Source organism: Pseudomonadales bacterium (assembly GCA_024234215.1).
Lineage (GTDB): Bacteria > Pseudomonadota > Gammaproteobacteria > Pseudomonadales > UBA5862 > JACKOQ01.
In genome coordinates, this window is record JACKOQ010000005.1 from 225,985 (window position 1) to 237,265 (window position 11,281).

Genomic DNA, 11,281 nt, shown 5'->3' on the forward strand with positions numbered 1-11,281 from the left:
TCGGCCTGACAGGCGACCAAATGGCATGAGGACGCATGGACTGGGCTTCACGGCGGGCGAGAAAGCAAGCCGCTGTGCACGCCAAAGTCTGAAGCGAAACCGGCCATTGACGCTGTCCGCACCACGTCGACAAGCCGCTGTGATCGACCTATGCTTTCATGGCAACGTCGACCTCTCCCCCATCTCGACCCGACCGATCGATAAAGGATTGAACAATGCAGCGGATCTCCCGGCTGACCTGCGCCCCACTCGTCTCATTCGCACTCTGCTGTGCGCTGCTGTCGCTGCCGGTGATGGCGGCTGAGCGGCAGTGCGAAGTGGTCGAAGGCACCATCGTCTGTCAGACGCAGAAGGATCTGACCGCCGGGCTCGATCCGACCGCCAAGGGTCTGGTGGTCTACTCCGAGATGGACAACCGCAATGGCGCAACACTGGGGTTTGGTGGCCGCGGCTATGTCGATGGCGTCTCCGAGCTCGAGGCCACCATCCGCACGGCTGACGGCAGCGAGCATGTAAGACGGGTCCACATGCGGTTTCTGGAGCGTGAGAACAGCAGTGACCGGCGCATGATGATCATGGAGAACCCCGATGATCAGAAAGGCATGGCGCTGCTGACCATCTCCAATCCCACCGGACTGGATGACCAGTGGCTGTTCGACACCACGCAAAAACAGGTCCGGCGGGTCAGTCAGAACCACATCGGCACACCCTTCGCCGGCACCGATCTCAACTTCGAAGACCTGAGCCTGCAGAACATCGACCGTTATGACTACGGCTTTCTTGGCGAAGAGAAGCTCTCCGGACATGACTGTTACATCGTGGTGCGTCGCCCAAAATACCCCTATTCCAGCAACGGCAAGCTGGTCACCTGGGTCGACAAGGCGCACTACTATCCGGTCAAGATCGACTACTACGACCGCCATGACACCCTGGTCAAGACTCTGACGCTGTTCGACTACCAGCAGTACGACGACCGCTTCTGGCGTGCCGGGCGCATGGAGCTGGTGAACCATCTGACCGCCGTGCGCACCACACTGCAGTGGAGCGGCTATCGCTTCAACGTCGGGCTCTCCGAGCACGACTTCGACCTCAACGCACTGCAACGGCCGCGCACCTTGCGTTGACTGGAGCATTTCGTCACCGGTGATGGCCGATCCTCAATATCTGCTGCTGTTCCAGGGTGAGCTGGCACCGGGCTGTCGACGGCGCGAGGTGCTCGATCGACTCACCCAACTGACCAACCGCGATGCCGACAGCCTGATCGACCAGCTGTTCGCCATCAAACCGCTGATCATCAAGCGCGGTGGCGACCTTGCCTTTCTTGAGCACTTTCGCCAGACCCTGATCTGCGCGGGGCTGTCGATCGATCTGCGGCAGGACGATGCAAAGAGTGCCGAGATCGACGAGATCGACTTCGTCTTTGCCCACTACGCACCGATCGAGGAGGCTGCGCCGCAGCTGAGTCAGGCGGTGCTGATGCAGAACCCGGCTGCACCCCGGAGGCAACTTGGACGTCATGCCCTGCTGTTCGAGGGGCAACTGGCCGACGGCCTGAACCAGCGACAGGTGATCCGCAATCTCGCCAGCCTGTGCAACTGCAGTGAGCGGCGGGTCAGCGATGAGCTCTTCTCGGTGGTCCCGCTGCTGCTCGCCACGGCGGATCAGCGCGTTGAACTGGAGCAGATGCTGGAGGAGTACCAGCATGCCGGGCTGCTGCTTTCGCTTGTCAAAACAGAAAATTGTGATGAAACCTTGCCGCTGGCCGCGCTGTCGATCCGCCATGATCGACCTGAGGTGACGCTTCCCCATTTCAAACGCTGGCCATTCCCGGCCCTGGTGGGCACCTTCTGCCTGTCGATCAGTCTGCTGTGGCTGCAGGGGATGTTGACCCAACCACCCAAACCGGTGACCCCATCGCCGCCATCGCCCCGTCTGGAGATTGTGCTGAATGCACCGCCCGATCCGGTGGTGAAGCCAGCCTTCCTGCCCAGCCTCGCCGAAGCCGTTGCCAAGACCGCAGCCCCACCCGCGCCTGCAGTGGCGGCAGCGAAACCCCCACCGCCCGCCGCAAAAGCCAGGCGCGTGGCAACGTCACCACCTGCTCCACCGCCCGAGCAGGCCGCGCCCACCGCAAGCGAACCGCCGCCGGCGGCACCCGTTGCCACGGGCATCGACATTGCCCGATTGAGCGAAGCCTATGACAACCGCGTCCGATTGTGGCTTGCCGAGCATCAGAGCAAGCAGAGCACCCAAGGCAGTATCGGTGCGGGCCGGGTGACACTGGCTGTCGAGCTGAACCGTGAAGGAAGATTGCTGTCAGGGCGGGTCAGTGAATCAAGCGGCCATGCCGCGCTCGATGCGCAGGCGTTGGCCGACCTCAAGGCGGCCAGCCCGTTTCCGGCCATGCCGGTGGAGCTCACGGCAGCCACCCATGCCCTGACCATCCGAATTCTCTATCGCGAGACCCAGTGACGAGGCGCCACGAATGGCAGCCTGTCCCATGGCTGGACATCAGCCGGCCATTGCAAATTTTTTGTGCCATGTCGCCATGACAAACCGGGCATCGCCGCGTTAAGCTGCGCCAACAATAATCACACAAGGAGAGGAGAGACCATGGTGCAATCCACCATCGACGCCAGCAGCGAAAAATACCTGCGTGGCAAATATGCGATCGTTGGCGTGGGTGAGACTGGTTACACCCGTGGCTCCGGCCGCACCACCCGCTCGCTGGGCACCCATGCAATCAGAAATGCCATCGTCGATGCCGGACTCAAGCCGAGCGACATCGACGGCATGCTCTCGTATGGCTTCAACGACTCGACCCCCTCACCCACGCTGGCCGGAGATCTGGGCATCCGGCTCAACTTCTACATGGACGTGATCGGTGGCGGCTCCAGCATCGAGGCGCTGATCGGCATCGCCATCGGCGTGATCGAGGCGGGCATGTGCAAGACGGTGGCGATCTTCCGCGCCATGAATGGCTTCAGCCAGGTGCGCATCGGTGGCACCAACCGGCAAGGCACGGTGGCGCCACTCGGGGGTGAAGATCTGTTCAGCCGCGGCAATGGCTGGATGAGCGCCGGGCAGATGTTCGCCCCTTCGTTCATGCGCCACATGCATGAATATGGCACCACGCCCGAACAGGTGGCGATGGTCAAGGTGATCCACGCCGAAAACGCCAGCAACAACCCCAAGGCCTACTACAAGCAGCGGGTGACGGTGGATGATGTGCTGTCGAGCCGGATGATCGTCAAGCCGCTGCATCTGCTCGACTGCTGTGTCGAGACCGACAACGGCACCGCCATCATCGTCACCCGCATCGACCGCGCCCGCGACTGCCGTCACACCCCGGCCAAGATCCTCTCGGTGGTCGGCCGCTGCTGCAAACCGCGTGGTGACAACCACTTCCAGCACGGACCGATCAGCCGGGTGGCCGGTTATTACGCCAAGGAGATTCTCTTCCCCAATGCCGGCGTCACGCCGGAAGAGATCGACGTCACCGGCTCCTACGACGCCTTCACCTTCACCACGCTGCTGCAACTCGAGGACTATGGCTTCTGCAAGAAGGGCGAGGGGGGCGACTATGTCTCGAACGGCACCATGCGCCTCGGCGGGCGCCGTCCGAACAACACCAGCGGCGGTCACCTCTGCGAGGGTTACACCCATGGCATCGCGATGGTGATCGAGAATGTCCGGCAGCTGCGTCACGATGCCGACGACAGCTGCCCGATCGGGCCCGACGGCAAGCGCCAGCACAGCTACGACTACCGTGAAGGGGGCTGTCGCCAGGTCCGCAAGGTCGATCTGACCGCCAACCTGGGCTGGGCGACACCCGGGCAGGGGTCGGCACTGGTAATGACGAACATCTGACAGGGAGAACAACGACATGCCAGCACAAGGCGAATATCTCGGAATGCCGGTCTACATCGATGATCTCGACAGTGAGAGCCGTGCCTTTTTCAAACACTGCGCCAGCCATCAGCTTCATCTGCAAGCCTGCAATGAGTGCAACCTGCTGCGCTACCCACCCACCACCGCCTGCCCCTGGTGCGCCTGTCTCGAATCGACCTGGAAGCCGGTCGAAGGGCGAGGCACCCTCTACTCCTATGGCGAGGTGCACCACGCCATTCAGCCGGCCTTTCGCAACCACACCCCCTACATGATCATGCTGGTGGAACTCGACACCCAAAAAGGGGTGCCGAGCGAACATGAGGCACTGCGGATCATGGGCAATCTGGCGACACCTGATGGCGATCTGGCGCTGCCCGAAATGGTTCGTCAGGTCGGCATTGGCTCGCGACTGCGCATCGTCTACAAGGACATTGGCGAAGAGCTGAGCCAGCCGCTGTGGACGCTGGATGAAACCGCCGAGCAACCCGCACAGCCCTGGCGCTATGCGATCGAGTGAGGCGTGAAGCGGTCGGGCGTCCCGGCGCCCGATCGCCTGCTTTTTACCTGCCCTGACCGAGCCTCGAACTGCGCAGCGCGCGAGATCACAAAAACGGTTTCAACAGCAGCGGTTGACGCCGCTGAAGCGCTGCTGCTGGTAGTGACGATGAAAGGCGCGCCGATCGAGCGGCGCTGCATCGGGATGCGCCAGCCGCTGGTGCGCCAGATAGCGCTCGTAGGCATCATCGCCACTCCACTGCCGCACTGCCGCCCAGCAGCGGGCGATCCGCCCCTCCGTTTTTCTGTCATCTGCCTGCATCGCGACTCATCCGGCGCCAGTGCGCGCCTGGTAAACGGTCTCGGTCGACGGCGGCACCCTGCGCTGACTGAGCACCCGCCAGACCACCCGCAGCATGTCGAGCAGAATGACCCAGAGCAGCAGGGCAAAGAAGAGGGTCAGATAGCCGTCGATGCGCTGATTCAGAATCAGTTGCGGTGCCACCGCCGCCCGTTCCGGTGACAGCAGGCCGGCCGCCAGCTTGCCGGCCATGTCATTGGCCGCAGCGAAAAAGCCGATCCGCGGATCGGCACTCATGATCTTCTCCCAGGCGGCGCTGCTGGTGATCAGCGTCAGCCAGGTGAGCGGCAACCCAGTCACCCACGCATAACGAACGCGTCCCGATTTGACCAGAATGCCGGTGGCGACGCAGAGGGCGATGGCGGCCAGAATCTGGTTTGAGATGCCAAACAGCGGCCAGAGAATGTTGATGCCGCCGTTGGGATCGAGCACGCCGACCCGCAGGAAATAGCCCCAGGCCGCCACCACCAGCGCCGAGCTGAGCAGTACCGAGGGTGTCCAGGAGGTCCGGCCCAGCGGCTTCCACAGGTTGCCCAGCAGATCCTGAAGCATGAAGCGCCCCACCCGGGTGCCGGCATCGAGCGTGGTCAGAATGAACACCGCCTCGAACATGATGGCAAAGTGGTACCACAGCGCCAGCAGGTTGCTGCCAAAGGCGCTATTGAAAATGGTGGCCATGCCGACCGCCAGTGAAGGCGCACCGCCGGTGCGGCCGAACAGCGAGCTTTCACCCATCTGCTGTGCCAGATTCTGCATCTGCTCGACGGTGACCGGAAAGCCCCAGCTGCTGATGGTGGCCACGGCGGCGGCTGGGGTATTGCCGACCACCCCGGCCGCGGTGTTGATGGCGAAATAGACGCCGGGGTCGAGCATGGTTGCCGCAATCATCGCCATCAGTGCGACGAACGACTCCAGCATCATGCTGCCATAGCCGACCAGGCGGATCTGTCGCTCATTCTCGATCATCTTCGGCGTGGTGCCGGAGGCGACCAGTGAGTGAAAACCGGAGATGGCGCCACAGGCGATGGTGATGAAGACGAAGGGGAACAGCGTGCCGCCAAAGATCGGACCCGAGCCATCGATGAAGCGGGTCACGGCCGGCATCTTGATCTCGGGGGCGAGAAAGACGACCGCAATCGCCAGCATGAACACCGTTCCCAGCTTGAGGAAGGTGGAGAGGTAATCCCGCGGCGCCAGCAGCAGCCAGACCGGCAGCACCGCGGCGGCAAAGCCATAGATGATCACCGCCCACGCCAGATCAGCACCACTCCAGTCGAAATAACCGCGCACTGCCGGCAACTGGTCGATCCAGCCGCCGCCGATCACCGAAAACAGCAGCAGCGCGACGCCGATCAGGCTCCCTTCCAGCACCTTGCCGGGTCGCAGGCCATGCATGTAGAGCCCCACCAGCATCGCAATCGGAATGGTCGCCGCCACCGTCGCGGTGGCCCAGGGGCTGTGCTTCATCGCATTGACCACCACCAGCCCCAGCACCGCGATCAGGATCACCAGAATCATGAAGGTACCGATCAACGCAGCCACGCCGGCAATGGCCCCCAATTCGTCGCGCGCCATCTGCCCGAGACTGCGGCCATCGCGCCGAGTCGAGCAGAACAGAATCACCATGTCCTGCACGCAGCCACACAGCAGCGAGCCGATCAGAATCCACAGCGTGCCGGGCAGGTAGCCGAACTGGGCCGCCAAGGTCGGGCCGACCAGTGGGCCCGGTCCGGCGATGGCGGCAAAATGGTGGCCAAACAGCACCCATTTCTGCGTTGGCATGAAGTCGCGGCCATTTTTCAGCCGTTCGGCCGGGGTGAGCCGGGTCTCGTCGAGCACCAGCACCCTGGTGGCAATCCAGGCACTGTAGAAACGATAGCCGATGGCATAGATGCAGAGCGCCGCCACGATCAACCAGAGCGCGTTGATCGACTCACCACGGTGCAGCGCCAGTCCACCGAAAGCGAAGGCGCCCACCACGGCAACGGCGATCCAGAACAGATTTTTATATATTTTGTTTTTTATCATCAAGATGAAGATTTTTTGATATCCGTGAAATAAAAATGGCCACCGCATCCCGCACGGAATGCGGTGGCCTTCGACTCAGGTTACGATGCGATAGAAGACCGTACCGCGCAGACAGACTAGACCACTCTTCTGCTCGGCCACCTCGACCTCGCTCCAGAACAGCTCATTGTCACGCTGTACCACCCGGCCATAGGCCATCAGATCGGCCTTGGGTGGCGGCGCCAGCATCTGCATCTGAATCGCCGGCGTGGAGGCCTTGTAAGGACCGGGACCAGTCTCGGCCCAGGCCGCCATCGCGCCGGTGGTGTCGAACAGTGCCATCGCCGCCCCTTCGTGCACGCCATGCAGGTCGCCATTGTCTTCGCGGTAGGGCATCACCAGCCGCGAGCGCCCCTCTTTCATCAATTCGACCTTGATGCCGCGGTTGCCGATGAAAGAGATCGCACCGATGTGGCTGCCCATCGGACCCGGTTCCACCAGCCCATCATCGCCGCTGGCGCGACGCAGTTGCGCAGCTGCGGCGCCAAAACGGCCGCGCATTGCCAGATTGGCCTGAGCAATCGGCTTGCCGGCCTCGGTTTCGATGGCGACATCGACAAAGCAGAGCTCCTTGCCCCTGCGCAGCAGCCGGGCCTTGGCCAGCACTCCCTCGTTGATGGCCGCGGCCAGATAGTTGATCTGCGCACCTGCCGTGTGCCAGGGCCCGGACTCCGCCCCCAGTGCCGCACGCACCACCCCCTGCCCGCCGATCACTGACAGCGAGGCGGCCACGCCGCCATGCAGCGCACCGCCGGGATTGGTGTTGGCCTCATTGAATGGCAGGCGCAATACCAGCAGGTCGTCGCTGAGGCTGACCTGCTCGACGCCCAGTGTTCTGTTGTAGGGCGCGCCCTCCAGCCACTCTTTTACAAAACTCATTCGAAACTCCTTGTCATCAATTGTTTTCAATCAAAATTCTGGAATGAGGCAGGAGTGGATCGATTCATCGCCCGGTACCTGACGGGCCAGAGTCTTGATCGCCAGTTCCGCATCCTGCAAGGCAAAGTCATGGGTGTGCATCAGTTGCAACGGTACCTTGCCCGATTCGATCAGCTGGATGGCGCTGCGGTAGCCGCTGCTGGTGACGCCGATCGCGCCTTTGACGGTGATCTCCTTGACCACGATCATGTCGGAGATGAAGTCGGGAATCGGCTTGAATCCCTTGATGCCGGCCAGCACGATGGTGCCGCCGCTCTTGCAGTAACTCAGCGCCTCCACCACCGGCTGGGTGGCGTAGGAGGTGACATCCACCACCACGTCGGCGCCACGGCCATGGGTGATCTGCTGGATGCGTTCGACGGCATTCTCGTTCTGCACATCGATGGTGTGGTCGGCACCAAAGGCGCGGGCCACCTCCATTTTCTTCGCATCGGCTGCCAGACCGGTGACGATGATGGTGCCCGCCCCGGCCTGGCGGCAGGCCAGCACGCTCGAAAGCCCGCGCTGCCCCGGCCCCATGATCACCACCGTGTCACCGATGCGGGTCTGCGGCATCTCCACCGCCCAGCGAAAGCCGGCCCCGAGCGGATTGAAAATCACCGCGATCTCCGGCGGCAATTTTTTATCCATCTTGTGCAGTACCGAACAGGGGTCGAGGTACATGTATTGCGAATAACCACCCCACAGACCCGGTGCGTCGCTGAGCGGAATGTAGGAGTAGATGCGACGGCTGTTGCAGAGGTGGTAACGGCCGGCCAGACAGTTCTCGCAGAAATGGCAGGCCAGCATGGTTTCGACGGCGACCCGGTCGCCGACATCGACACCCCAGCGTTTGGCCGCCTTGTCGCCAATCGCAGCAATCACACCGAGTGGCTCGTGACCGGGAATCACATTCATCGGCACGCTGAGCGCACCTTCATACTGCTCATAGTCGCTGCCGCAGATGCCGCAGGCCTCGATGCGCAGAATGGCTGAATCGTCGCTGATGGCCGGAATCGGAATCTCCCGCCCTTCCAGTGTGCGTGCCGCAGTCTGCACCATGGCGAAACTGGTTCTGGGTAAGGTCATGACTCACTCCTTGGATTGTTGTTATCGGTTCCTGGCAATGAAAAGCCGCCGAATCAAACCATAAAGGACATGACCAAAACAAGTTGTCCAAGGTTGGCTTGCCGGTTAGGATAAAAAGCCAAGTGCCTTGCTTCAAGGACCATAATAACAACCAAGGAGAGCCTGCCATGTCGAACCTGACCCCCATCCCCCGCGTGCCGATGCTGTCGATCGAGGAAGCACAAAAACGGGGAGCCGAAATCGGTCTCAGCGAGTCGCTGTGTCCCCTCAGCGTCTTTCGCGTGCTGCTGCAGCATCCCACGCTGGCGAAGAATGTCGGCAACCTGCTGATGGGGTTGCTGTTCGAAGGCAATGTACTCGATGCCCGCCTGCGCGAGCTGATCATCATGCGCCTCGGCTGGGTCACCGGCTCCAACTACGAGTGGACCCAGCACTGGCGGGTCGCGCTGATGTTCGGCCTGAGCGAAGAGGAGGTGCTGGCCGTGCGTGACTGGCAGTCGGCCACCAACCTGACGGCAGCCGATCGCGCCGTGCTTCAGGCGACCGACGACACCCTGCAACTGGGCGCCATCTCCAGCTCGACCTGGAAGCTGATCGAAACCCACCTGGCCACGCCACAGGAGCGGGTCGAACTGGTGCTGGCGATCGGCAACTGGCGGCTCTTCTCGCAACTGCTGCTCAGCCTGCAAATCCCGCTCGAAGAGGGGGTCACCTCCTGGCCACCCGATGGCAAAATCCCTGCCGCCGCACTGAATCCACCCTTCCTGAAGTAACCGCTTCTGCTGGACTGAAAACAGAAACCCCCGCTACGAAGCGGGGGTTTCTGTTGGTGCGTTGACAGAGCGGAACCTCCACCCTGTCAACCGCAGCGAATGATCAGAACTGATGCTCTTCGGTCGAACCGGTCAGCGCGGTCACCGATGAGCTGCCGCCCTGGATCACGGTGGTGACGTCGTCGAAGTAGCCGGTTCCCACCTCCTGCTGATGTGCCACGAAGGTGTAGCCACGCTTGGCAGCGGCGAACTCGGTCTCCTGCAGCTCGACATAGGCCGACATGTCTTCGCGGGCATAGCGGTAGGCCAGGTCGAACATGTTGTACCACATGCTGTGCACACCGGCCAAAGTGATGAACTGGTACTTGTAGCCCATGGCCGCCAGTTCACGCTGGAACTTGGCGATGGTGGCATCGTCCAGATTCTTCTTCCAGTTGAATGACGGCGAGCAGTTGTAGGCCAGCAGCTGTTCCGGATGCGCCTTGCGCACGGCTTCGGCAAATTTCTTCGCCTCGGCCAGATCGGGGGTGGCGGTCTCGCACCAGAGCAGGTCGGCATAAGGAGCATAGGCCAGACCACGGGCAATCGCCTGGTCGATGCCGGCGCGGGTGCGGTAGAAGCCTTCGGCGGTGCGCTCGCCGACCACGAACGGCCGGTCATATTCGTCGCAGTCGCTGGTCAGCAGGTCGGCCGCATTGGCATCGGTGCGAGCCAGAACGATCGTCGGCACGCCCAGCACGTCGGCTGCCAGACGCGCGGCGATCAGCTTCTGGATGGCCTCTTGCGTCGGCACCAGCACCTTGCCACCCATGTGACCACACTTCTTCACCGAGGCAAGCTGGTCTTCGAAGTGGACACCGGCCGCACCGGCTTCGATCATCGCCTTCATCAGTTCATAGGCATTGAGCACGCCGCCGAAACCGGCTTCGGCATCGGCCACGATCGGCGCGAAGTAGTCGATGTAGCCGGCATCGCCCGGGTTGACACCCTTCTGCCACTGGATCTGATCGGCACGGCTGAAGGAGTTGTTGATGCGTGAGACCACCGTCGGCACCGAGTTGACCGGGTAGAGCGACTGGTCTGGATACATCGAGAGGGCGCTGTTGTTGTCGGAGGCGACCTGCCAGCCGGAGAGGTAGATCGCCTGAATGCCCGCCTTCACCTGCTGGACGGCCTGGCCACCAGTCAGCGCGCCGAGGCAGTTGACATAGTCCTTGCCGAATTTTTCGGCAGCGGCGCCGTTGACCAGCTTCCACAGCTTTTCGGCACCACGGCGGGCCAGCGTGTGTTCCACCTGGACCGAACCACGCAGACGGACCACGTCCGCCGCGCTGTAGGTGCGCTTGACGTTTTTCCAGCGCGGATTGGTTTTCCAATCCTGTTCGATACGGGCAATCTCTTCGACACGGTTGTAATTTGACATCGTCACTCTCTAGTTCGGGTTGTTGGACAGGGCCCGGTCAGCGACCGGAAGGTTATCGTTTCAACTCATCAGCCCAGAAGCTGGTAAGCCGGCAGGGTCAGAAAGTCGACCAGTTCATCACTCGTGGTGATCTGATCGAGCAATTGGGTCGCCTGCTCGAACTTGCCGTTTTGCCAGCGCTCTTCGCCGATCTCCTTGCGTACCACCTCGCGCTCTTCGGCCAACATCTGCCGGAACAGCTCCTTGGTGACGACCTTGCCGTTA

11 protein-coding genes are annotated in these 11,281 nt (G+C 62.0%); 5 read left to right on the forward strand and 6 right to left on the reverse strand.

What is annotated here, in order from left to right:
* The first annotated feature begins 215 nt into the window (after window positions 1-215).
* From H7A13_10595 to H7A13_10610, 4 genes are all read left to right on the forward strand, one after another.
* Window positions 216-1,124, forward strand: a complete 909-nt coding sequence (locus tag H7A13_10595) for an outer membrane lipoprotein-sorting protein (protein MCP5333783.1) — start codon at window positions 216-218, stop codon at window positions 1,122-1,124.
* A gap of 22 nt (window positions 1,125-1,146) precedes the next feature.
* Window positions 1,147-2,472, forward strand: a complete 1,326-nt coding sequence (locus H7A13_10600) for an energy transducer TonB (protein MCP5333784.1) — start codon at window positions 1,147-1,149, stop codon at window positions 2,470-2,472.
* 141 nt (window positions 2,473-2,613) lie between these two features.
* Window positions 2,614-3,870, forward strand: a complete 1,257-nt coding sequence (locus H7A13_10605) for a thiolase (GenBank protein MCP5333785.1) — start codon at window positions 2,614-2,616, stop codon at window positions 3,868-3,870.
* 16 nt (window positions 3,871-3,886) lie between these two features.
* Window positions 3,887-4,408, forward strand: coding sequence for an OB-fold domain-containing protein (locus H7A13_10610; protein ID MCP5333786.1), 522 nt, complete (start codon window positions 3,887-3,889; stop codon window positions 4,406-4,408).
* Between the two features lie 99 nt (window positions 4,409-4,507).
* Here the strand turns inward: H7A13_10610 and H7A13_10615 are convergent, their stop codons facing one another.
* From H7A13_10615 to H7A13_10630, 4 genes are all read right to left on the reverse strand, one after another.
* Window positions 4,508-4,708, reverse strand: coding sequence for a YbdD/YjiX family protein (locus H7A13_10615; protein MCP5333787.1), 201 nt, complete (start codon window positions 4,706-4,708; stop codon window positions 4,508-4,510).
* A gap of 6 nt (window positions 4,709-4,714) precedes the next feature.
* On the reverse strand, window positions 4,715-6,775 hold the full coding sequence (locus H7A13_10620; GenBank protein ID MCP5333788.1) for a carbon starvation protein A: 2,061 nt from the start codon (window positions 6,773-6,775) through the stop codon (window positions 4,715-4,717).
* Between the two features lie 75 nt (window positions 6,776-6,850).
* Window positions 6,851-7,693: a PaaI family thioesterase gene (locus tag H7A13_10625; protein MCP5333789.1), complete on the reverse strand. Its 843-nt coding sequence runs from the start codon at window positions 7,691-7,693 to the stop codon at window positions 6,851-6,853.
* Window positions 7,694-7,723: 30 nt separating this feature from the next.
* Window positions 7,724-8,821 (reverse strand): alcohol dehydrogenase catalytic domain-containing protein, encoded by a 1,098-nt coding sequence (locus tag H7A13_10630; GenBank protein ID MCP5333790.1) that lies wholly within the window; start codon window positions 8,819-8,821, stop codon window positions 7,724-7,726.
* Between the two features lie 176 nt (window positions 8,822-8,997).
* On the opposite strand from H7A13_10630, the gene H7A13_10635 reads away from it, so the two are divergent.
* Entirely contained in the window at window positions 8,998-9,594 is a 597-nt protein-coding gene (locus H7A13_10635; protein ID MCP5333791.1) for a carboxymuconolactone decarboxylase family protein, read from the forward strand.
* A gap of 103 nt (window positions 9,595-9,697) precedes the next feature.
* Here the strand turns inward: H7A13_10635 and aceA are convergent, their stop codons facing one another.
* A complete protein-coding gene (gene aceA, locus H7A13_10640) occupies window positions 9,698-11,017 on the reverse strand; it encodes an isocitrate lyase (protein MCP5333792.1) in 1,320 nt (439 codons plus the stop codon).
* Window positions 11,018-11,085: 68 nt separating this feature from the next.
* Window positions 11,086-11,281, reverse strand: a 196-nt coding sequence (locus H7A13_10645) for a malate synthase A (GenBank protein ID MCP5333793.1), incomplete at its 5' end; no start/stop codon positions are given.

Excerpts from the sequence above, each read along its gene's own strand:
- H7A13_10595 (MCP5333783.1), top strand. The coding sequence starts at position 216 with ATGCAGCGGATCTCCCGGCTGACCTGCGCCCCACTCGTCTCATTCGCA.
- H7A13_10600 (MCP5333784.1), top strand. The coding sequence starts at position 1,147 with ATGGCCGATCCTCAATATCTGCTGCTGTTCCAGGGTGAGCTGGCACCG.
- H7A13_10605 (MCP5333785.1), top strand. The coding sequence starts at position 2,614 with ATGGTGCAATCCACCATCGACGCCAGCAGCGAAAAATACCTGCGTGGC.
- H7A13_10610 (MCP5333786.1), top strand. The coding sequence starts at position 3,887 with ATGCCAGCACAAGGCGAATATCTCGGAATGCCGGTCTACATCGATGAT.
- H7A13_10615 (MCP5333787.1), bottom strand. The coding sequence starts at position 4,708 with ATGCAGGCAGATGACAGAAAAACGGAGGGGCGGATCGCCCGCTGCTGG.
- H7A13_10620 (MCP5333788.1), bottom strand. The coding sequence starts at position 6,775 with ATGATAAAAAACAAAATATATAAAAATCTGTTCTGGATCGCCGTTGCC.
- H7A13_10625 (MCP5333789.1), bottom strand. The coding sequence starts at position 7,693 with ATGAGTTTTGTAAAAGAGTGGCTGGAGGGCGCGCCCTACAACAGAACA.
- H7A13_10630 (MCP5333790.1), bottom strand. The coding sequence starts at position 8,821 with ATGACCTTACCCAGAACCAGTTTCGCCATGGTGCAGACTGCGGCACGC.
- aceA (MCP5333792.1), bottom strand. The coding sequence starts at position 11,017 with ATGTCAAATTACAACCGTGTCGAAGAGATTGCCCGTATCGAACAGGAT.